The sequence below is a fragment of the Rhodococcus sp. NPDC057014 genome (assembly GCF_042673295.1).
GTDB lineage: Bacteria > Actinomycetota > Actinomycetes > Mycobacteriales > Mycobacteriaceae > Rhodococcus_F.
The window spans coordinates 1-19628 of record NZ_JBHUSF010000158.1 but is presented as its reverse complement, the minus strand read 5'-3'; the positions used below and the strand labels follow the sequence as shown (position 1 = coordinate 19628).

The following is a 19628-nucleotide window of genomic DNA, read 5'->3' as shown; positions in this document are numbered from 1 at the left end:
GCCTACGGCCTCGACAAGGGCGACAAGGAACAGACCATCCTGGTCTTCGACCTCGGTGGCGGCACCTTCGACGTCTCGCTGCTCGAAATCGGCGAGGGCGTCGTTGAAGTCCGGGCCACGTCCGGCGACAACCACCTCGGTGGTGACGACTGGGACGACAGGATCGTGAAGTGGCTGGCCGAGAAATTCAAGTCGCACAACGGGTTGGATTTGACGAAGGACAAGATGGCGATGCAGCGGCTGCGAGAGGCCGCGGAGAAGGCGAAGATCGAACTGAGCTCGTCGCAGAGCACGTCGATCAATCTGCCCTACATCACCGTCGACGCGGACAAGAACCCGCTGTTCCTCGACGAGCAGTTGTCCCGCAGCGAGTTCGAGAAGATCACGTCCGATCTCCTCGACCGCACCCGCGCGCCGTTCCAATCGGTGATCAAGGACGCAAAGATCGCCGTCAAGGACATCGACCACGTCGTGCTCGTCGGCGGTTCCACCCGTATGCCCGCCGTGACGAATCTGGTGCGCGAGTTGACCGGCGGGAAGGAACCGAACAAGGGCGTCAACCCGGACGAGGTGGTCGCCGTCGGCGCCGCCCTGCAGGCCGGCGTTCTCAAGGGCGAGGTCAAGGACGTGCTGCTCCTCGACGTCACCCCGCTGTCCCTCGGCATCGAGACCAAGGGTGGCGTGATGACCAAGCTGATCGAGCGCAACACCACCATCCCGACCAAGCGGTCCGAGACCTTCACCACGGCTGACGACAACCAGCCGTCGGTGCAGATCCAGGTGTTCCAGGGTGAGCGCGAAATCGCCTCGCACAACAAGCTGCTCGGCTCGTTCGAGCTGGCGGGGATTCCGCCGGCACCGCGTGGTGTGCCGCAGATCGAGGTCACCTTCGACATCGACGCCAACGGCATCGTGCACGTGACCGCGAAGGACAAGGGCACCGGTAAGGAGAACACGATCAAGATCCAGGAGGGCTCGGGCCTGTCCAAGGAGGAGATCGAGCGGATGGTCAAGGACGCCGAGGCGCACGCCGAGGAAGACAAGGCCCGCCGGGAGGAGGCCGAGGTGCGCAACCAGGCCGAGTCGCTGGTGTATCAGACCGAGAAGTTCATCAAGGACAACGAGGACAAGGTGCCCGCCGATGTCAAGGAAAAGGTCGAGTCGTCGATCGCGAATACCCAAGAGAAGTTGAAAGGCAGCGACGTCGCGGCCATCAAAGAAGCCATCGAAAAACTGACCACCGACTCGCAAGCCCTGGGCCAGGCGATCTACGACGCACAGGCGAAGGATTCGGCCGCCACCGGTGGAGGGAACGGCGCCTCGGAAGGGGCCGGTGGTGAAGTCTTCGACGCTGAGGTGGTGGACGAACCTGGACGGGAGGACACCCGATGACCAGCAGCGAGCGGCGCAACGGCGACAAGCCGCCGCGGGAACCGATCTCGATCACCGACAAACGCCGTGTCGATCCGGATACCGGCCGGGTACGCGAGCACACCCCGAGTGAGCCCGTCACCCCGACCCCACAACGGGAACCCGACCCGGCCACCCCGGACGCCGAGATGCACCCTGGGTACCGGACCGATCGGGACGCGGGCGAACACCCTGATCGAGTGTCGGAGTTGACCGCTGATCTGCAGCGGGTGCAAGCCGAGTACACCAACTATCGGCGCCGAATAGAACGCGACCGGCGCCTGTCGGTCGAGGCCGCGACGGCATCGGTGGTGGCGAAGTTTCTCGGGATCCTCGATGACCTCGACCGAGCCCGCGAGCACGGCGACCTCGAAACCGGGCCACTGCGCGCGATCGCGGCCGAACTCGATGCGATCCTGAGCGGCCTGGGGGTGGTCGCATTCGGTGAAGAGGGCGACCGCTTCGATCCCACCCTGCACGAAGCAGTCCAGCACGAAGGCGCCGGGGGAGATCCCGTCGTGGACAGGGTGCTCCGACGCGGCTACACATTCGGTGGCGGCAAGGTGCTGCGGACCGCGACAGTCACCGTGGTCGGGGGACCCACTCCGCCAGGGGACGTGACGGGCACAACATCGGCCGACGATTCCTGAGACGCCGCCCATGAGCCCGACAACGCCGGTCTTGGCGCGCAGCTCGTCCGGCGACCGGCAGAGGGAAAGGAGGATTCTCGGTGACGCAGCAGGAATGGCTCGCCCGTGACTTCTACGCCGCTCTCGGTGTCCCTTCAACGGCGTCGGCCGAGGAAATCAAGAAGGCATACCGCACATTGGCCCGGGAGCTGCATCCGGACGCAAACCCGCACAACACCCAGGTAGGGGAACGGTTCAAGGCCGTCAGTGAGGCGTACGCGGTGCTATCGGACCCCGCCAAACGCAAGGACTACGATCGCACGCGCCGGCTGTTCCGATCCGGGGCGTCCGCGAGGACGGGTTTTCCCCCCGAAGCTGGCACCACCACGACCGCGCGCGCCGGGCCGGGCGGCTTCGAATTCGGTGACCTGTTCGGGAGCCGTTCACCCTTCACCGTGGGCGATCCTCTGGGCGGAGTGGGTGATGTGCTCGGAGACCTGTTCCGGCGCGCCGGAACCCGAGGGTCGTCGGCCCGGCCGAGGCGGGGCAGTGACGTCGAGACCGAGACCCGGCTGTCCTTCCGGGAGGCGGTCGCCGGGATGGTGTTGCCGCTGAGGGTGAGTGGGCCGATGGTGTGCACCAGCTGTCACGGCTCGGGCTCACGACCGGGAACCCGGCAACGGACCTGCCCACACTGCCACGGCGTCGGGATCGAGGACCGCGCCCGCACCATCTCCGTCGACGTCCCGCCCGGAGTGGGCGACGGGCAACGCGTCCGGATACCGGCGCAGGGCGAACCAGGTCTCGCCGGGGCACCGTCGGGGGACCTCTATGTCACCGTGCGGGTGGACCCGGACCCGGTGTTCGCCCGCAGCGGCGATGACCTCACCGTCACCGTTCCCGTGTCCTTCGCCGAACTTGCCTTGGGGACCGTGCTGTCCGTGCCCACCCTCGATGGCCAGGTCAGTGTGAAGATCCCGCCAGGCGCCCAATCCGGGAGAACGATCCGACTGCGCGGACGCGGGGTGGCCCACCGCGGCACCACGGTCGGCGATCTGCTGGTAACCGTAGAGGTCGCGGTCCCGCCCGAACTTGACCATGAGGCTGCCGAGGCGCTGCGTGTGTACGCCCGGGCAGAGGAATCAAGCGGATTCGACCCCCGCGCCGGATGGGCAGGAAGAAGATGATGCCGAGAAAGACGTCGGCGTGATCGCCTTGGACGGTCCGGTCGGAGTCGTTCTTCGGGATGGGGACAACGAAGTCCTGGACTCCCTGAGGCCGAGCTTGCCGCTCCGCGGATCCCCATTGTTGATCACGGTGTTGCGGAATACCTTGGTTTCGTCGAGCGGTCATTGGTTCGGGAATCGGCTTCGCGTACTGGTGGAACCTGCGACCGGATTTTCGGCCACGGAGGCCGGCGTCGACTATTCGGCGAAGCAGTGCCGGGGCAGGTGATCCTGTTTTCCGAAATCTCGGTGCAGTGATTCGGCGATGGACGCGACGGTGTCGAGCCCGATCAGATCGGCCAGGGCGAGCGGGCCCATCGGGTGGGCGCACCGCAGGCGCATGGCGTTGTCGACATCGGTCGCTGTTGTGGCACCAGATTCGACCATTCGAATCGCATTGAGCAGGTAGGGGATCAGCAGGGCGTTCACGATGAACGCGGCATCGACCACCAAGCGGTGAGCCGTCGAAGCGACGTTTTCCGGCTCGCAGCACGAGGCTCAGCTCGCCCATGATCCAGTGATCCTCATGTGCGCAAATCTCTTTCGGGCGCTGGACCGGTGGAGCTGCGGATCACCAGATGTGCCGGTGCCCGAAGTTGCTGCGTCGCGGTCCGACCGGCCTTCTGCAGGGATGACAACACCAGGTCCACCGCGGTGCGTCCGACTGCTTCGAGTGGTCCCGACACGGTCGTGAGTGGTGGGGCGCAGAAGTCGGCCCCGAAGATGTCGTCGAAGCCGACCACGCTGATGTCGTCCGGAACCGTGACGCCGCGTTCGGCGAATCTGCGCAGGGCACCGATGGCCAGCAGGTCGTTGTGGGCGATGACCGCGCTGGCACCGGTGCCGATCGCGGCATCCGCTGCGGCGGGGCCACCCTGGATGGAGGGGGTGAACGGGCCGAGCAGCGTCGCCTCCCTGCCCAAGGTCGAGGCGGCGTCGCGTACCGCGCATACTCATCCCTACGACGGGCCTGTGCTGAAGCCCGCATCCGTCCCTCGGAACGGTGAGCTATGTCGTGCGCGGATCGGTTCAGCGGCAACCGCGGGAGATGGTCAGCGCCGTGGCGCGCACAGCCGGGGCGAGGTGCTCGAGCTTGCCCGGCCATCGAGCAACCACCCCGAGCGACCCTCGCAGGTTTGGTCTGGCGGGTCAGCCCGCGGTCGACGACCTCGACGAGCAACTCGCGCGGTGAATTCGCCAGGATGCATTTGCCGACCGCGGTCGCGTGCAGGGGAAGGCGTCCACCGACTTCGGTTTCGTTCGGTACGGCGGTGAGCGCGGAGATCTTCTCGATGCACAGCACGTCGAGTCCGTCGAGGACCATCAGCTGCACGTTCTCGTGGGTGGCTTCGGCGAGATCGTGCATCAGCGGTGCCGACATCACGCGCTTCGCACAGCCGGCGGACCTCAGTGCCTTTTCGTTCGAGAGCGGGCCTCGCGCAACGCGGTGCGTAGTCCCGTGCGGCGTCCGGTGTCGCCGTCGGAAGGTGTGGTGAGGGGAGTGCGGAATTTCAGTTCGGACGCGGTCTCGGGAGCGTCGTCGGCGGTCGCGGACAGGAACCGGTCCGGGAATGCCAGCTTGTGGATGGTGCGCAGGGTCAGGAAGTATTGCTTGGCAAGCGAACCGGTGGTGTAGGGCAGATCGTATTTCTCACACAGGGCGCGGACCCTCGTCGCTATTTCCGCGTAGCGGTTGCTGGGAAGGTCGGGGAAGAGGTGATGCTCGATCTGGTAGCAGAGGTTGCCGCTCAGGAATGCCAGCACCGCACCGGCCCGGAAGTTGGCGGTGCCCAGCATCTGGCGTAGATACCACTCCGCTCGGGTCTCGTGTTCGAGTTCCGCAGGCGTGAACTTCTCTGCGCCGTCGGGAAAGTGCCCGCAGAAGATCACGACGTACGCCCACAGGTTTCGCAGCAGGTTGGCCGAGAGGTTCGCCGTCAGCGTCCGTCGCCACCGACGCCCGCTGACGGCGGGGAAGAGCACGTAGTCCTTGCCGGCCTGGCGAACGATCTTGCCGAGCAGTGCCCGGGTGTGGGCGCTCTTCTCGGCGGCGGTGTCGACGCGGTCCCGTTCGGAGTACAGTCCGTGCAGGGCGATGCCCCATTCGAATATGAATGCCAACAACAGGTTCCGCAGCGGCTGCAGCAGATGTTCGGGCTTCCACGGCTGGTCGCGGGTGATGCGGATGACGCCGAACCCGAGGTCGTCGTCCATTCCGACGACGTTGCTGAACACGTGGTGACGATAATTGTGCGAGTACTGCCACTGGGACGACACCCCCGCCATGTCCCACTCCCACGTGCTGGAGTGGATTTCCGGGTCGTTCATCCAGTCCCACTGCCCGTGAGACACGTTGTGCCCGATCTCCATGTTCTCCACGCTCTTGGCGAGAGCTAGGGCGGTCGTCCCGAGGATCCACCCGAACCGTGCCCGGCTGCAATGGATCACCAGGCGTGCAGAGGCATCCAGCACACGCTGGAACGCGATCGTGCGACGGATGTACGTGGCGTCGCGCTCACCGAGCGAATCGGTGACGTCCCGCCGGATGGCGTCGAGTTCGGAGCGGAGCGACTCGACATCCTCTTCGGTGAGATGTGCGTATTCCTTGATGTCGGATATCGCCATTCTCGACTCCCGATTTCCCGACCCGCTTCGTGCCTCACTGTGAAGTGAACGCCGCATTCCGCAGACTGTCAACACTGTAGATCTACAGTTCAGGCCTACAGTGTTGGTGGAGGTGTCGTGATGGCCGATGAGCCCGAACATCGTTCGATCCACTCCGACGGCGGCCCGATCACCCGGGAGCGGATACTCGAAGCAGCGCTCGCGATCGTCGACCGGGACGGCATCGACGGACTGTCCATGCGCCGCCTCGGTAAGGCGCTCGGCCGCGACCCGATGACCCTGTACCGTCACGCTCCGAACAAGGCCGCGTTGCTCGACGGTCTCGCCGAGCGGGTGCTCGACGAACTGGACGTCGATACCGGCGACGGCGACTGGGCCACCCAACTTCGGGAGGTCGCGCGGGGCTTCCGCCGACTGGCCCTCGCTCATCCGCAGGTGGTGCCGCTCCTGGTCACCCGGCCGCTGTCGACGCCGCTCGGGCTCAGGCCGCTCGGCACCCTGCGCCCCCTCGAGGACATCCTGACCCTGCTGACCCGGGCGGGGTTCACCGACGCCGACGCCCTGCACGTCTATCGGGCGTTGTTCGGTTTCCTCTACGGCCACGTCCTCAACGAACTGCAGGAACTCGTCGAGCGACCCGACGAATCCGACGACCTCCTGCGCCTCGGGCTGCACCGTCTGCCGATCGGTGAATTCCCGCTCCTGCGGGGTCTGGCGCCGGTGCTCGCGTCCTACGACGGCGCCGCCGAACTCGAACGGGGGGTCGACATCCTCCTGGCGGGCCTGACCGCGACGCTGAAGCGTGGGGACGGCTTGAATCCGGAATGAGCGCGCGTCGGTGATCGGCTCAGCCGACGCCGACGGTCTGTCGCTCGGGCTCGATCACGGCCACGACGCGCTCGTCCTCGCGGGGGTACGGCGCACCCGTGTACTTCGTGGACAGCTCGTCGACGATCTCCCACGCGGCATCGCCGTCGAGCCATTCGACTACTCGCCCGCGGACGACGACGGGCTCGAACGGGTTGTCGACGGGCGCGATGGACAGCGCCACCCGTGGGTCGCGGCGCAGGTTGCGTGCCTTGCGCGAGCCGGGACCGGTGAGGAAGACGATTCGGTCGCCGTGCGCGCCGATCCAGAGGGGAACGGTGTGGGGCGAGCCGTCGGGGAGGGTGGTGGCGAGGTGAGCGATCGAGGTGCCGTCGAGTATGCGGCGCACGTCGGGGTCAAGCATGGATCTGCTCCTTCATCTGAGGGCGCCGGCGCGAGGCCGACGTCGTGGGGTAGGCGGCAAGGGTCATCGGACCACCGCGTAGTGGAGATGGGTCACGCCGGGCGCTGGGACGACCTCCAGTAGACGGAGTTGCACGTGGTCCGGGAGCTCCTGGAAGAAGCGGCGACCGGCGCCCAGTAGGACGGGGACCTGGTGCAGGACCACCTCGTCGACGAGTCCGGCTTTCAAGGCCGCGGCCAGGACTCCGCCGCCCATGAGGCTGACGTCCTTGTCGCCGGCGGTCTCGCGCGCCGCTGCGACCGCGTCCTCGATTCCGCCGGTGACGAGTGTCTGCTGCTCGGACATCTCCGGCGCAGGCCGATGGCTGAGGACGAACACGCGAGCCGTCGGGTGTGGGCTGCCGCCGCCGAAACGACCGGAATCCTCATAGGTGTTGCGTCCCGCAACGACCGCACCGACGCGGCCGGCGAGGGTGTCGAAGATCCGGGCGCTGGGCTCGCTCAGGCGGAACCCGTCGAACAGCCGACTGGCGGTGTCGCCGTCGCCGTACCAGTCGAACAGGGATGTCCCGTCACCGATTCCGCGGCCGGGTCCCGGATTTCGGCCGGTGATGTAACCGTCGACCGAGACCGCGTGGGCGCTGAAGACCTTGCTCATCTTCGTGTTCCTTTCGGGGTTCCTTCAGGAGACTTCATGAGCGTAACAGTCTGAGTTCCTTCAGGGAACCCCGATTGTTAGACTGGTTCCATGCAACGCACAGATTTCGGTGGGATGGTGTGCTCGATCGCGCGAACGCTCGACGTCATCGGGGAGCCCTGGTCGCCGCTGATCCTGCGCGACGTGTGGGCCGGATTCACCCGATTCGAGCAGATTCAGGCCGACCTCGGCATCTCGCGCAAGGTCCTGACCGAACGACTCAACCACCTCGTGGAGCGCGGCGTGCTCGAGCGCCGGCCCTACGACCGACGGCCGCGGTACGAATACGTCCTGACCGAGAAAGGCGTCCAGCTCCTCGACGTTCTAATGGCAATGGCCACCTGGGGCGACAACTGGCTCGCGGGGGAGGCGGGCCCGCCGGTCCTCTACCGCCACCACGCGTGCGGCGAGATCAGTACAGCCGACCTGCGTTGCGCACACTGCGGCGAGTCGATGCACGCCGGCGACGTCGAACTACTCCAAGGACCCGGCGCCGCCGTGTGAACGGTGCGGCCCGCCCCGCCCTCCCGGTGATCGGTCAGACGTTCGGGTCCTTTGGTTGTGCGCCCGGGCTGGTGCTCGCGGTCAGTTCTGTGGGTGTCCAGGAGGGCCAGTTGGCTTCGCCGACGAGGTATCCGTCGGTGAACTGGGCGACGATGCGCGGGCCGGTGCTCGCGCTGTTGTCGTACACGGTCACGTGATCACAACGTGGGAACGCCTGAGCGACGAGACCCCACAATCTTTGGTATCGCTGGCGGATCTTGTCTTCCGGCACATCGTGCCCGCCGGCTCGCACCCGGTAGCGCACACGCTGGACAGCTAGCTCCTCTGGAACCATCACCACATGCAAGACGACGGTGTACTCGTGTGTGCGCGCTTCGTCGATCAACTTCAGCTTCGACGGATGGGAGAACACCGTCTCGGCGATGAACGACATTCCCCGGCTCAGTAGGTGTGATCGGGTCTTCGCGGCGATCTCTGCCGCCGCGTAGGAGTGTGCAGCCGGATTCGCCGGCCATCGTTGTCTGGCGATCTCGTCGGCATTGACTAACGGGCTGGCAGGCAGCAGGGGAGCAAGGGTGAGCGCCACGAAGGTGGACTTGCCGGCGCCGTTGCAGCCGACCACCAAGTCGAGTCGTTTCACTCGGGCAGGACTGCGTGGGTGCCGTCGGGACGATACTCGATGATCTGACCGTCCTCGGATAACGCGACAGTGGTGACTCCCTGGGCCGCGAGCGCGGCGCCATAGTCGGCGGTGGCCAGTTGTTCCTCGATCGCCGCGTTGATCTCGGCGTTGAACGCTGTGCCTTCTTCGGTTCCGAGTTCGCCGATCGGCAACCGGCCGGCGAGGGCTTCCTCTACTCGGCGCCGGGCCGCGGTCTGCCGGCTCGAGACCGCCCGTCCCACCCGGGCCCAGTGTTCGAGTTGCTGACGTCCTGTGCGGTGCTGCCGTTCTCCTTCGGCCATGGCGCTGGCTACCAGGTCTGCTGCCAGGCGGGTGACCTTGTCTCCACTACTCGGCATTGCTGCCCTCCTGTGGTGTAGCTACTTGCTACAAGTGTAGCTAACGGCTACAGGCTGTGTCGGCGATCGCCCAGCGGGGCTTTCGGCGACTTCAGTTCCTACCCGACGCTAATGGGTACCCATCGCGCACGTAAGTCGGCCTGCCGGCTCGCGGCGAGTGAATTCTGGCCAGTGGTTATGTGCCGCAGAAGGTTTGGAACGTTCGGCTGAACGAGGGCGGGGCGGGTGTGGTGTAGTCGGACCATGCGTCGCGGCGGTCGAACGGATGGGTGACGACCTCCAGTAGCTTCTCGAATGGGGCGAGTTCACCGTCGGTCGCGGCCCGTAAGGCAGCGTCGAGTTGATGGTTGCGTGGGATGTAGAGCGGGTTGACGCGGTCCATCGCGTCCGCGGTCTCCGCCGACCCGCGCCGGTGCTGTGTCAGGGCGCTGCGCCAGCGTTGCAACCACGGCTCGGTGTGCTCGCGCGGTGCGAGGCTGTCGAGAGGTACCGAATTTCCGCGTAGTTCGTCCGCGAGGGCACGGAAACCACTGGTCCAGTCGACGCGGTGTTCCTGTACCAGCGTCAGAAGGTCGTCGATCAGTGCTCGGTCGAGGGCTGTGCGGGCCATGCCGAGCTTGGCCGCCATGCCGGCCGCGTAGTGGCCGTCGTACCGCTCGTCGAAGGTGTCGAGGACTGCCGATGCCGCGGTGATCGCGTCATCGGGCGCCTGGGCGAACAGCGTGAGCAGCGTTTCGGCGAAGCGCGCCAGATTCCATTTCAGGACGGCGGGTTGGTTGCCGAACGCATAGCGGCCGCTGTGGTCGATCGAACTGAACACCGCTGTCGGGTCGTAGGTGTCGAGGAAGGCGCACGGACCGTAGTCGATGGTCTCCCCGGAGATGGTCGTGTTGTCGGTGTTCATCACCCCGTGCACGAAACCGGTGAGCATCCACCGTGCCACCAGTGACGCTTGCGCCTCGACCACGGCCTCGAAGAATGTCAGGTAGCGGTTGCCGTCACCGTTCGCCGGCAGTTCGGTGAGCTTCGGGTAGTGACGGGCGATCGCGTAGTCGGCGAGCGGCTGCAGCAGATCGCCTTGCCGCGCTGCATATTCGAACGTGCCGACGCGCAGGTGGCTGGCTGCGACTCGGGCGAGCACGGCGCCGGGTTCGGTGCCGTTCCGGTGGACGGGCCGGCCCGTCGCGATCACCGACAGTGCGCGGGTGGTGGGGATGCCGAGGGCGTACATGGCCTCGCTGACGAGGTATTCACGCAGCATGGGGCCGACGACCGCGAAGCCGTCGCCGCCCCGGGAGAACGGGGTTCGCCCCGAGCCCTTGAGGTGCAGATCCACGCGCTGACCGTCACTGTTGGTCAGTTCGCCGAGCAGCAACGCCCGACCGTCTCCGAGGAGCGGCACGTATCCGCCGAACTGATGGCCCGCATATGCCATCGCTACCGGTTTGGCCCCGGTCGGTGCCTTCGATCCGGACAGGACGCCGACCCCGTCCACGCTTCGCAGTGCGTCGACATCCAACCGTAGCGACGCCGCGAGGCGCTCGTTGAGCACGAGCAGGGTGGAGCCGGGCGCAGGGGCGCCCTGCCACGGCACCGTCAGGGCGCCCAGCTCGTCGGCGAAGGTGCTCGCGAGGCCGGGCAGCGCGGTGTTCGTGCGCACGGTGGAATCGGGGATTGCAGCCATCAGCTCAGGGTAATCGCTGCACAACCGCGAACAGTTACCCGTCGAAGTCGCTGAAGAGGTAGTTGTCGATGTTCGGGCCCACTCGCCGAGCGAGAACTTCGATGGGGGCATTGGCGACGTCGGGGAGCAGGAGGATGTATTTCGATATCGCCAGCCCGGCCGTTTGGCTGACCACCAGTGCGTAACGCTCGTCCTGATGATCGCTGCGGACGACATCGCCGAGTGCGCGTTGCACGAGTCCGAGGAAGAAGTCTCGTACTCGCATGGCGATCTCGTCGTGCGTGACGGCGACTCGCAGCAGCGCGATTGCCCGTGCTCGCTGCTGTGGGTTCGTCTCCCAGAATTCGAGTACGCGTCGGACGAAGATCTCACCGGGCGCGTCGGTCTCGGCGGTGATTCCGGAGAATACGGTCTTCGCGTCGACCTCCGGTTGCAGGGCGGCCACCAGGAGCGCGTTCTTGTTGCCGAAGTAGTGATGGATGAGCGCCGGGTCGACGTCGGCCTCTTTGGCGATGGCGCGCATGGTCGTTCGGTCGAATCCTCGATCGGAGAACAGCTCTCGCGCTGACCGCAGAATGATGCCACGCTTGTCGGCGGAGTCGGCGACGACCTTCGGCCGTCCGGGCGCGCGACTATCCATGTGCTCCGGCACGCGCGAGGACCAGCATGCGCTCTTCGATGGTGGCGCGCACGGGCCGGATATCGGCCGCGATGCCGGCTGTGTCCAGGACGGAATCGATCGTCGCCGGATCCGTGTCCGGAACTCGGATCGCACGGCCGTCCAGGATGACGGGAATTCCGGCATCGTTCAGTGCCGCGAATGCCTGTGCCCATTCCGGAGTGTGCACGGCGACCGCGCGGGTGTCGCCGATGATGTCGTCCTCGCTGCCTGCGCCGACGAGCTGCCCGGACGACATCAGCAACAGGCGATCACATTGCTGTGCTTCTTCCATGTAGTGGGTGGTCACCAGGACGCCGACGCCGTTGTCGGCCTGCTGCCGGATCGTGTCCCACAGCCGCGCCCGGGACAGTGCGTCCACCCCGGAGGTCGGCTCGTCCAACACCAGCACGTCGGGTTCGTGTGCCAATGCCACGACGAATGCCACCTGTCGTTGCGAGCCCAGGGCCAGTTCGCGGACGAGGGTGTTGCGCGCGTCGTGAAGTTCGGCGGGAACACCGGGCACGGGAACACCGTAGGCCTCCGCGCTGAAGGCCAGGTTCTCCGCGACGGTCAGATCACGGTAGAGGCCGAGGTTCTGGGGCACGTAACCCATGCGCGCCCTCCGCGTTCGGTCCGGCGGGCCGCCGAGCAACTCGACCGCTCCCTCCGTCGCGGCGAGCAGACCCAGGAGCATCCGGATCAGCGTGGTCTTCCCGGCCCCGTTGGCCCCGAGAAGACCGACCACCTCGCCGGGGGCGACGGTCATCGACATCGAGTCGACGGCCGTGAAATCACCGAACTTCCGGGTCACCGAGCTTGCCCGCAGAACGTCACCGGTCATGATGCCCCGACCTCCCGCCGACGTGTCAGCGACAACGCGATGACGATGTCTTCGAGGTCGGGCGTGATGGTCGCGGCGTCGGTGCCGGGGTGTCCGTCCTCCCAGTACTCGTGACGTTCCCGGCCGCGGCGCCACGACCACTCCGGTCGCACCGGATCCGCTGCCGAGGTGATGGTGCCGGTGAACCCGGCACGCACGTCGTCGTAGGAGCCCTGGGTGAGGATTCGGCCGGAGTCGAGGACGACGAGGTGCCCGGCTCGCTCGGCCTCGTCGAGGTATGTCGTCGACATGATCACGGCCGCACCGTCCGCGGCGGCCTCCGAGATCAATCGCCACAGGTCGATGCGGCTCACGGGGTCGACGCCGGTACTCGGTTCGTCGAGGATCAGCATCGTGGGCCGGTGCAGCATCGCCATCGCCGTGCCCAGTTTGCGCCGCATCCCGCCCGACAACGCCGACGCGAGTCGGTCCGCCGCATCACCCAGCCCGGCGCGGTCGATGAGTTCCTCGCGCCGCTCGGCCAATTCGCTGCCGCCCAGGCCGTAGATGCCGCCGACGAAATCCATGTTCTGCCGAACCGTCAGCGCCGCCCAACTCCCCGGGCCCGCACAGAGAAACCCGATGTCGTGCTTGGCCGGGGCGTGCACGGTCCCACTGTCGGGGAGGACCTCTCCCACGAACGTCCGCAACAGGGTCGACTTCCCCGCTCCGTCGCCACCGACCAGGGCCACCACCTGGCCGGCCGGAACGTCGATGCTCACTCCGTCGAGGGCTGTCCGGTCGCCGAACCGGACGACGACGGACTCGGTCGCGGCGATCATGCGGCGTCCGCACCGGTCGGATCGACCGATTTCGACGGCTCCGCCTTACTCGCCTTCGAAACGTCCGGCGCGAGATCTCGCCGGAAACGAAGCGTCGACCCGGTGAACACCACGATCGCCATCACGGCCAGCACGACCAGCGGCAACCACAACGACGAGATCGGCGCGTCACGCAACATCACGCCCTGCGAGATCATCGTGAAATACGTCAGCGGAAGCAGGTAGCCGATCCAGCGAACCCCAGCCGCCATCGCGTCGAGCGGGAAAATCATGCCGGACAACAAGATCTGTGGCATCAGGAACAGGAATGCCGTTTGGATCGCTTGTCCGGTGGTCTGCGAGATCGTCGATATCAGCACACCGAGACCGAGGACGACGAACAGGAAGAGCGCGGCGCCGAGCGCGAAAACCAGCACGTTGCCGTTGAACGGCACCCCGAACAGCACCATGCCCAGCACCGTCACAACGGTCATGTCCAGCGCGGCGAGCAGGAAATAGGGCACGATCTTGCCCAGGATCACCTGACTCGGGCGGATCGGCATGACCGCGAGTTGCTCGAGGGTCCCGGCCTCGCGTTCCCGGACCAGGCCGATGCTGGTGACGATCGTGCCGATGAACGTGAGGATGAGGCCGATGATCGCCGGCACCATCACCCACGACGTCTTCAGGTCGGGATTGAACAACACCTCGGTGCGGACCTGGTCGCCGAGTTTGTTCAGGATCGACACCGTCGACTGGGCAGCGAACAGATTCGAGCCGTCCACCAGTGCCGTCGACTGCTCGGCCGGCGTCGAACCGGTCACCACGACGACGTCGACCTTGTTCTCCCGCAACAGATCCGTCGCCTGGGCCGTCGAGCCGTCGACGTCTGTCTGCGTCACGTCGAAGAACGGCGGCAACGACGTGCTCACCTGCTGAGCCGAGGGGCCCATGACCGCAGTCTCGACCGAGGACACATAGAAGTTGGCCGCATAGCCGAAGATCACGAGCAGGAGAAGCGGCAGCGCGATCAACATCGCCAATGTGCGGGGGTCCCGCCGAAGTTCGCGAAATTCCTTGAGAATCATGGCGCGCATATTCGATGCTAGGCACGCCGCGTGGCCGGGGTCAACGGTTGATGAATTACCCGCCGTGTCGGCGATCCGCCGCGTCTGTCACGGCCGAAGGGCGGCGTCCAGCATGCGGATCAACTCGCCGACCCGTCCGCCGCCGACCGGTGCCGCCGGAAAACGTCCGAGTACGTCGACGACGCCTGGGGTCGCACGCTGGACCGCTTGCTCGACGTGTTCGGCGCCGACGGTCCGATCGTCACCGGCGACGAGTTCGGCCGCTCTGGCCGCGTACGCGGCCGCTCCGAGAATGTGCTTGACCTGGGTGGCCTTCGCCAAGGGATGTAGGTAAGCGGCGCCCGCCGCAGCCATCGCCGCCCACGCCGCCTCGCGCGCGGCCTCGGTGGCGGTGCCCTTGGCGGCCGCGAGCGCCGCCCACGCTGCGTCGCGCAGAGGTTTCCCGCGCTCACCACCTCGAGCGAACTCCCGCGCGGTAGCGATCGCGTCGCGAGGCCGGGAGTCGTCCGGCTGATCGGCCTCGAATATGTCGAGTACCCCGTTCGCGCACCCCGCGGCGAACGCGGTGACCTCACGAAGATCCTGATTGCTCAGAACGATTTCCGGTGCGTCCCCTGCCATGGGTCCATTGTCGGCCACCGGACGCAGCTGCGAGGAATTCGGTGTGTGTGCCGCCGCGGTGACCGGTGTCGAGACTGTCCCCCAAAGTGGACTGTGGCGCACGACACAGCCACTCGTAGCGTTCCTGGCACCGACGAAAGTGCGTGTTCAAGACAATCCCACGCCCACGAATGGGCCGAACGGAGTATGTGATGAGCGGAGACCTGAACGAGGTCGGGACCGGTGTCAACCTATTCACCGCAGGGGAGGTTCGCGGTACGGCGCGGTGGTTCAACGACACGGCCGACGTGCTGTCGATCGACGACGACGATCTCGAGGACACGATCGCGTTCGTCAGCAAGGGTGGGATGACCTTTCTGTCGCCGATCCTGCCCGACCTGCGCGCGATCGTCTGTACAGCCGGGAGCCGGGAATCGCACCTCGCGATCCTGTCGCGGGAGTCCGACGTGCCCTGCGTGCTCGCCGCCGAACTGACCGGAACCGTCGCCGACGGCGACACCGTGGTGCTGGACCTGTCCGATACCGAGACCGCCCGCGTGGCCGTCGCGGCAGGGGCGGTGACGGCGTGACCGCGCAACTGACCACTCCCGTGAACGTGGAGGCTCTGTACACGGACCCGGCCTACGAGCCCACACTCGAGGAGTGGAACTGGCTCGTGCACGCCGCGGGTGCGGCCTACAAGTCCGAACTGTCCGCGCGGACCGTGTTCGAGTCGGAACTGTTCGGCATGAACACCTACATCCTGATGTCGATGATGGAGGACTACCTCAGGGTGCCGGAGCGCATCCGTACCATCCGGCAGCACGCCACCCCCACCGAACTGGTGCGCAAGGCTCTGCCCATCGGCAACAAGCGCAGCTTCATCAACCTCGCGGCCACCCCGCTGCACTACCTCACCGGTCGCGAACTGTTCGTCGACCTCAAAGAGAACACGCTGTCGGACGGTCTGGAGGATCAGCTCGAGGTGCTCCGCTTCTGGCGTGAGGCGACCATCGCCATGCGCACCGACAACGTCCTGTTCAACATGGACGCGGAGCCCGAGAACAGTTCCCATGTCATCGACGACGACGTGCTGGCGCAGATCCGGTCCCACCTCGTCCCCGCCGACGACGAGGTGAAGGCGGGGATTCGCAAGTTCGGTGCGCGGCTGACCGCGTACGCGTTCCTGGAGAACTGCGACGCGCGAACCGCGGTGTGCGACACCGGACCCTATCAGCTCGAGGACGGCACGTTCCTCGCGCTGCGCGAGACCTGCACGGACGGCGACGGAGACTTCCCCTGGGTCGACGGCATCCGGGAAACGCTGCCCTACCATCATTTCGTCATCGCCTACCGGCTGCCCGCCACGGTGAAGATGGACAACAACGTCTGGGGCACTGCCTGGTTCACACCCAGCGACTACCAGGCCGACATCATCGAAACCCGGGTGTTCTGCACCGACGACGGCACCCTCCGCCCGCTCGGTGCTGACGAGGTCGAGGAGGCCACCAAGGCGATCCGCAAGGCACACCGAGCGCTGTACCAGCGGTTGGCCGAAACCGATGCCGAGGAACGCAACCTGTACGCCACCGAGATGTACGCGTGGAAGCTCAAGGCGTGGGCACGACTCGCCGGCTGCTACGACGAGATCGATTGGTCCATAACGCCGCGGATCGCCGAATCCTTCCAGAAGTTCAGCGATCCCGACCTCGCGCTGCAGTTGATCGGCGGCGTCTTCGTTCCGCAGGACCGCGACGGTTGCTTCCGTCCACTGGGAGGTTAGGCCATGTCGATTCTCGGGAAGGGAGATCCGTCGTACGCCTTTGCGCCGGTGACCGGAACAGTGCGCCATTTCCGGTCACCGGACGACGTGATCGCCTCGCTCGACAGCGACCTCGAGTCCACGATCGCGCTCGTCGCGTCGGGCGGCACGACATTCCTGTCACCGATCCTGGGCCGGCTCGGGGGAATCGTCTGTCTGGATGGGACACTCCGCTCACACCTGGCGATCGTCTCACGAGAGTTCGAGGTCCCGTGTCTGGTCGGTACCGAACTGTCCGAGGACATCCCCGACGGCACCGAAGTCACGCTTCGTATCGACGAGCAGACGGGAGTCGTTGCTTCCCCGGATCCTGACACCGCATCGGACCCGTCCGCGGATGTGAGCGCCGCATGGTGGGACTACATCCGGCGCGTGGGAGACGAGATCGCCGTCAAGGACTTCACGGTCGACGTCTCGGGTGCTGCGCTCGAGGCACTCCTCTCCGAGGAACTCACCGACGACCGCCTCGACGACCTCGTCCAGCACATGGGCCGGGCCATGAAACCCGAATTGACGCGCCGGTCCGGGTTCACGTCCGAACTGTTTCCGATGCTGCCCTACATGACGCTGTCGGTCATCGAGGATTTCCACAGCTACGTGGATCGGATACGTGTGATCGACGCGGCTGTGCCGGCGGAAGAGCTGGGTCGCCGGTTGCGTGAGGGGCCGAACAAGGTCAGCCCGCTGTGGATCTGGATGATCGGCTACCACTTCCTCTGCGGTCGAGAGTGCCTGATCCAGATGGGCGCCATCGAGCCCGGTGACCACCGGGAGGATATCCGCACCGTCGTGGACTTCTGGCGCCGGCTCACCCTGGCACATCGTGGTGACGGCACACTCGACTACAAGGACGCCGGATTCACCAACCGGTACCTGCCGACGGCCGTCGTCGACGAGCTGGTCGGCGCGGCAACGGTGTTGGATGCGGCCACCGCGAAGAGCCTCAAGCGGCTGAACGCCACGGTGTCGGGATACTCGTTCCTGTATTTCTGTGATTCACGGGTCGGCATCTGCGACTCCGGTCCGTATCCGCGGCCGACGGGAAACCGGCAGACGATCGTGCGGGACTATCTCTCCCTCGGCCCCAGTGCATGGGCGTATCCGTGGGCGGACGATCTGGACCCGCCCTACACCGGATTGACGATGGTCCTGACGTTCGACCGCGCGAAGTTCACCGAGTTCGAAATCAACGACTGGGGAACCACGTTCACCGAACCGGATCAACTTCTCGCCGTCGTCGACGAAGCTGCCGTGTACGGGTATCGCGCCGACGGCACCCGTGAGCTGATCGCGCCGGAAGACTGGCCGAATGTTGCGGCGGATCTCAGCCGATGCCACATGGGCCTGTATCAGAAATTCGCCACCATGGACCGGAGCGGCCGAATCATGGCCGCCACCACCATGTACACCTCGGGGCTTCGCCCCTTTGCCGCCGAGGCCGGGGTGACGGATCAGGTCGACTGGGCGATGTCGCCGAAGACGCTTGCGCTCTACCCTGATCCGTTCGACGACGACGACCGGGCCGCGGCCGTATTCGGAGGTGCCCTGGTGGCACACGACATGCCCGGATCCTTCTCACCCATTCGCTGAACCATTCGAGAGGAGGCGCTCCCATGCGCCAATCGATGCAGAAACTCATTCACGCCGACGAGCTGTTGTGTCATCAGACGCCGGAAACCTTCGCGACCATCAGCCATGCCGACACGTCGTGGACGGAGAAGCTGTGGTCTTCGCTCTTCGCTCGTGACGGGTCCATCCAGGTCGACATCGGTCTCGGGAAATACCACAACCGGAACGTGATGGACATGTTCGCCGGCGTCTCGCGGGGGAAGGAGCAGCTGACGGTTCGAGCCAGCAGGCAGCTCGATCTCGACGGCGAGCGGATCGGTGTGGGGCCCTTGGACTACGAGGTCATCGAGCCGCTCCGTCAGGTGCGCTGGGTCCTGCAGGAGAACGACGTGGTCCCACTGCGATTCGACCTCACCGTCACCGGAGTGCTGCCGCCGTTTCTGGAGCAGAAGGATGCCCAGCGTGAGCCGCAGGGCTTCCGGGTGCAGTCCGATCTGCTCCGGTACCACCAGGCGTCGACGGTCAGCGGTGAGATCTGGCTCGACGGCGAGCGTATCGAGGTGCGCGACGAGGAGTGGTTCGGCTTCCGCGACCACTCCTGGGGAGTGCGGATGGACGTCGGTGAGCCCGCACCGGATGTCTTCAAACCTCAGCGGCTCGACGGCGACTTCATTCTCACCTGGAGTCCGATGTGGATGCAGCGTCCCGACGGGTCCAGCTACGAGATCCACCACTACCTGCAATGGGTCGACGGTGCGGTGACCTACTTCTCGGGCTTCGAGAATCTCCCCGACGGAACCCAGCGCCCGCTGCAAGGATTGAGAGACGACCTCAAGTACGACCCCGACAACAGGCGACTCCTCGGTGGGACGCTGACCTTCGATGCGGGGTGGGGCGAGACGCGCACCCTCGAGATCGAACCGGTCAGTGACACCGGGTTCCACCTCGGCACGGGACTGTACTTCGGGTTCAAGGGCCAGCGGCACGGGCAATGGCAGGGACCCGAACACCTCGACGGTGAACGGTACGCGGATGTCTCCGATTCCGATACCGCACGCGAGGTACACCAGTTGCGGGACTGCGTGATCCGCTGCCGCGAAGGCGACGCCGTCGGGTACGGCATCTTCGAATCGATGGTGATCGGTGAGCATCCCCGCTACGGGCTGACGAAGGAGACGTCCTTCCTCTGACCGGAGCGTGACGGGGCCGCGGACTAATTGTC

The 19628-nt window shown here is 66.0% G+C and carries 22 protein-coding genes and 1 pseudogene; 9 read left to right on the top strand and 14 right to left on the bottom strand.

Going from position 1 to position 19628, the window contains the following annotated elements:
- The 3 genes from dnaK to ACFTZB_RS26495 form a co-directional block, all read left to right on the top strand.
- Positions 1-1392, top strand: a 1392-nt coding sequence (dnaK, locus tag ACFTZB_RS26505; RefSeq protein WP_378435655.1) for a molecular chaperone DnaK, incomplete at its 5' end; no start/stop codon positions are given.
- On the top strand, positions 1389-2060 hold the full coding sequence (gene grpE / locus ACFTZB_RS26500) for a nucleotide exchange factor GrpE (RefSeq protein WP_378435653.1): 672 nt from the start codon (positions 1389-1391) through the stop codon (positions 2058-2060). The genes dnaK and grpE, both read left to right, overlap by 4 nt.
- Positions 2061-2140: 80 nt before the next feature.
- On the top strand, positions 2141-3226 hold the full coding sequence (locus tag ACFTZB_RS26495; protein ID WP_378435651.1) for a DnaJ C-terminal domain-containing protein: 1086 nt from the start codon (positions 2141-2143) through the stop codon (positions 3224-3226).
- Between the two features lie 237 nt (positions 3227-3463).
- Here the strand turns inward: ACFTZB_RS26495 and ACFTZB_RS26490 are convergent, their stop codons facing one another.
- From ACFTZB_RS26490 to ACFTZB_RS26475, 4 genes and pseudogenes are all read right to left on the bottom strand, one after another.
- On the bottom strand, positions 3464-3715 hold the full coding sequence (locus ACFTZB_RS26490) for a 3-hydroxyacyl-CoA dehydrogenase family protein (RefSeq protein ID WP_378435658.1): 252 nt from the start codon (positions 3713-3715) through the stop codon (positions 3464-3466).
- 74 nt (positions 3716-3789) lie between these two features.
- Complete coding sequence (locus tag ACFTZB_RS26485) at positions 3790-4188, bottom strand: substrate-binding domain-containing protein (protein WP_378435649.1); 399 nt, start codon at positions 4186-4188, stop codon at positions 3790-3792.
- Between the two features lie 224 nt (positions 4189-4412).
- Positions 4413-4589, bottom strand: a pseudogene (locus ACFTZB_RS26480) (IclR family transcriptional regulator C-terminal domain-containing protein); the annotation flags it as partial.
- 83 nt (positions 4590-4672) lie between these two features.
- Positions 4673-5890 carry a fatty acid desaturase family protein gene (locus ACFTZB_RS26475; RefSeq protein ID WP_378435647.1) on the bottom strand — a complete coding sequence of 406 codons (1218 nt, stop codon included), beginning with the start codon at positions 5888-5890 and terminating at the stop codon, positions 4673-4675.
- Between the two features lie 120 nt (positions 5891-6010).
- Here ACFTZB_RS26475 and ACFTZB_RS26470 point away from each other — a divergent pair, with 120 nt between their 5' ends.
- On the top strand, positions 6011-6718 hold the full coding sequence (locus ACFTZB_RS26470) for a TetR/AcrR family transcriptional regulator C-terminal domain-containing protein (RefSeq protein ID WP_378435645.1): 708 nt from the start codon (positions 6011-6013) through the stop codon (positions 6716-6718).
- Between the two features lie 19 nt (positions 6719-6737).
- On the opposite strand, the gene ACFTZB_RS26465 is transcribed toward ACFTZB_RS26470, so the two are convergent.
- A complete protein-coding gene (locus ACFTZB_RS26465; protein WP_378435643.1) occupies positions 6738-7121 on the bottom strand; it encodes a PPOX class F420-dependent oxidoreductase in 384 nt (127 codons plus the stop codon).
- Positions 7122-7184: 63 nt separating this feature from the next.
- Positions 7185-7778 carry a dihydrofolate reductase family protein gene (locus ACFTZB_RS26460; protein WP_378435642.1) on the bottom strand — a complete coding sequence of 198 codons (594 nt, stop codon included), beginning with the start codon at positions 7776-7778 and terminating at the stop codon, positions 7185-7187.
- 90 nt (positions 7779-7868) lie between these two features.
- Here ACFTZB_RS26460 and ACFTZB_RS26455 point away from each other — a divergent pair, with 90 nt between their 5' ends.
- Positions 7869-8321, top strand: a complete 453-nt coding sequence (locus tag ACFTZB_RS26455) for a winged helix-turn-helix transcriptional regulator (protein WP_378435640.1) — start codon at positions 7869-7871, stop codon at positions 8319-8321.
- Between the two features lie 34 nt (positions 8322-8355).
- Here ACFTZB_RS26455 and ACFTZB_RS26450 read toward each other — a convergent pair whose 3' ends face one another.
- From ACFTZB_RS26450 to ACFTZB_RS26415, 8 genes are all read right to left on the bottom strand, one after another.
- Entirely contained in the window at positions 8356-8961 is a 606-nt protein-coding gene (locus ACFTZB_RS26450; RefSeq protein ID WP_378435638.1) for a zeta toxin family protein, read from the bottom strand.
- A complete protein-coding gene (locus tag ACFTZB_RS26445) occupies positions 8958-9341 on the bottom strand; it encodes a hypothetical protein (protein WP_378435636.1) in 384 nt (127 codons plus the stop codon). The genes ACFTZB_RS26450 and ACFTZB_RS26445 overlap by 4 nt, the downstream gene beginning before the upstream one ends.
- Before the next feature lie 175 nt (positions 9342-9516).
- Positions 9517-11025, bottom strand: a complete 1509-nt coding sequence (locus ACFTZB_RS26440; protein ID WP_378435634.1) for a YdiU family protein — start codon at positions 11023-11025, stop codon at positions 9517-9519.
- Between the two features lie 34 nt (positions 11026-11059).
- On the bottom strand, positions 11060-11665 hold the full coding sequence (locus tag ACFTZB_RS26435) for a TetR family transcriptional regulator (protein ID WP_378435632.1): 606 nt from the start codon (positions 11663-11665) through the stop codon (positions 11060-11062).
- Complete coding sequence (locus tag ACFTZB_RS26430) at positions 11658-12527, bottom strand: ABC transporter ATP-binding protein (protein WP_378435630.1); 870 nt, start codon at positions 12525-12527, stop codon at positions 11658-11660. Before ACFTZB_RS26430 ends, ACFTZB_RS26435 begins: the two co-directional genes overlap by 8 nt.
- Positions 12524-13348 (bottom strand): ABC transporter ATP-binding protein, encoded by an 825-nt coding sequence (locus ACFTZB_RS26425; protein ID WP_378435628.1) that lies wholly within the window; start codon positions 13346-13348, stop codon positions 12524-12526. The genes ACFTZB_RS26430 and ACFTZB_RS26425 overlap by 4 nt, the downstream gene beginning before the upstream one ends.
- The gene (locus ACFTZB_RS26420; RefSeq protein ID WP_378435626.1) at positions 13345-14424 is read right to left on the bottom strand and encodes an ABC transporter permease; all 1080 of its coding nucleotides are present in this window, start codon (positions 14422-14424) and stop codon (positions 13345-13347) included. Before ACFTZB_RS26420 ends, ACFTZB_RS26425 begins: the two co-directional genes overlap by 4 nt.
- 78 nt (positions 14425-14502) lie before the next feature.
- The gene (locus tag ACFTZB_RS26415) at positions 14503-15036 is read right to left on the bottom strand and encodes a putative immunity protein (protein ID WP_378435624.1); all 534 of its coding nucleotides are present in this window, start codon (positions 15034-15036) and stop codon (positions 14503-14505) included.
- 191 nt (positions 15037-15227) lie between these two features.
- Between ACFTZB_RS26415 and ACFTZB_RS26410 the strand changes: the two genes are divergently transcribed.
- Genes ACFTZB_RS26410 through ACFTZB_RS26395 form a run of 4 tightly spaced genes read left to right on the top strand, consistent with a single transcriptional unit; the run spans position 15228 to position 19596 of the window.
- Entirely contained in the window at positions 15228-15605 is a 378-nt protein-coding gene (locus tag ACFTZB_RS26410) for a PEP-utilizing enzyme (RefSeq protein WP_087556370.1), read from the top strand.
- Complete coding sequence (locus ACFTZB_RS26405) at positions 15602-16798, top strand: hypothetical protein (RefSeq protein WP_378435622.1); 1197 nt, start codon at positions 15602-15604, stop codon at positions 16796-16798. The genes ACFTZB_RS26410 and ACFTZB_RS26405 overlap by 4 nt, the downstream gene beginning before the upstream one ends.
- Before the next feature lie 3 nt (positions 16799-16801).
- Positions 16802-18427, top strand: coding sequence for a PEP-utilizing enzyme (locus tag ACFTZB_RS26400; protein ID WP_378435620.1), 1626 nt, complete (start codon positions 16802-16804; stop codon positions 18425-18427).
- A gap of 23 nt (positions 18428-18450) precedes the next feature.
- Positions 18451-19596 (top strand): hypothetical protein, encoded by a 1146-nt coding sequence (locus ACFTZB_RS26395; RefSeq protein WP_257890916.1) that lies wholly within the window; start codon positions 18451-18453, stop codon positions 19594-19596.
- Positions 19597-19628 lie beyond the last annotated feature (32 nt).

Coding starts and splice junctions, on each gene's coding strand:
- grpE (WP_378435653.1), top strand. CDS start 1,389: ATGACCAGCAGCGAGCGGCGCAACGGCGACAAGCCGCCGCGGGAACCG.
- ACFTZB_RS26475 (WP_378435647.1), bottom strand. CDS start 5,890: ATGGCGATATCCGACATCAAGGAATACGCACATCTCACCGAAGAGGAT.
- ACFTZB_RS26470 (WP_378435645.1), top strand. CDS start 6,011: ATGGCCGATGAGCCCGAACATCGTTCGATCCACTCCGACGGCGGCCCG.
- ACFTZB_RS26465 (WP_378435643.1), bottom strand. CDS start 7,121: ATGCTTGACCCCGACGTGCGCCGCATACTCGACGGCACCTCGATCGCT.
- ACFTZB_RS26460 (WP_378435642.1), bottom strand. CDS start 7,778: ATGAGCAAGGTCTTCAGCGCCCACGCGGTCTCGGTCGACGGTTACATC.
- ACFTZB_RS26455 (WP_378435640.1), top strand. CDS start 7,869: ATGCAACGCACAGATTTCGGTGGGATGGTGTGCTCGATCGCGCGAACG.
- ACFTZB_RS26445 (WP_378435636.1), bottom strand. CDS start 9,341: ATGCCGAGTAGTGGAGACAAGGTCACCCGCCTGGCAGCAGACCTGGTA.
- ACFTZB_RS26440 (WP_378435634.1), bottom strand. CDS start 11,025: ATGGCTGCAATCCCCGATTCCACCGTGCGCACGAACACCGCGCTGCCC.
- ACFTZB_RS26435 (WP_378435632.1), bottom strand. CDS start 11,665: ATGGATAGTCGCGCGCCCGGACGGCCGAAGGTCGTCGCCGACTCCGCC.
- ACFTZB_RS26430 (WP_378435630.1), bottom strand. CDS start 12,527: ATGACCGGTGACGTTCTGCGGGCAAGCTCGGTGACCCGGAAGTTCGGT.
- ACFTZB_RS26425 (WP_378435628.1), bottom strand. CDS start 13,348: ATGATCGCCGCGACCGAGTCCGTCGTCGTCCGGTTCGGCGACCGGACA.
- ACFTZB_RS26420 (WP_378435626.1), bottom strand. CDS start 14,424: ATGCGCGCCATGATTCTCAAGGAATTTCGCGAACTTCGGCGGGACCCC.
- ACFTZB_RS26415 (WP_378435624.1), bottom strand. CDS start 15,036: ATGGCAGGGGACGCACCGGAAATCGTTCTGAGCAATCAGGATCTTCGT.
- ACFTZB_RS26410 (WP_087556370.1), top strand. CDS start 15,228: ATGAGCGGAGACCTGAACGAGGTCGGGACCGGTGTCAACCTATTCACC.
- ACFTZB_RS26400 (WP_378435620.1), top strand. CDS start 16,802: ATGTCGATTCTCGGGAAGGGAGATCCGTCGTACGCCTTTGCGCCGGTG.
- ACFTZB_RS26395 (WP_257890916.1), top strand. CDS start 18,451: ATGCGCCAATCGATGCAGAAACTCATTCACGCCGACGAGCTGTTGTGT.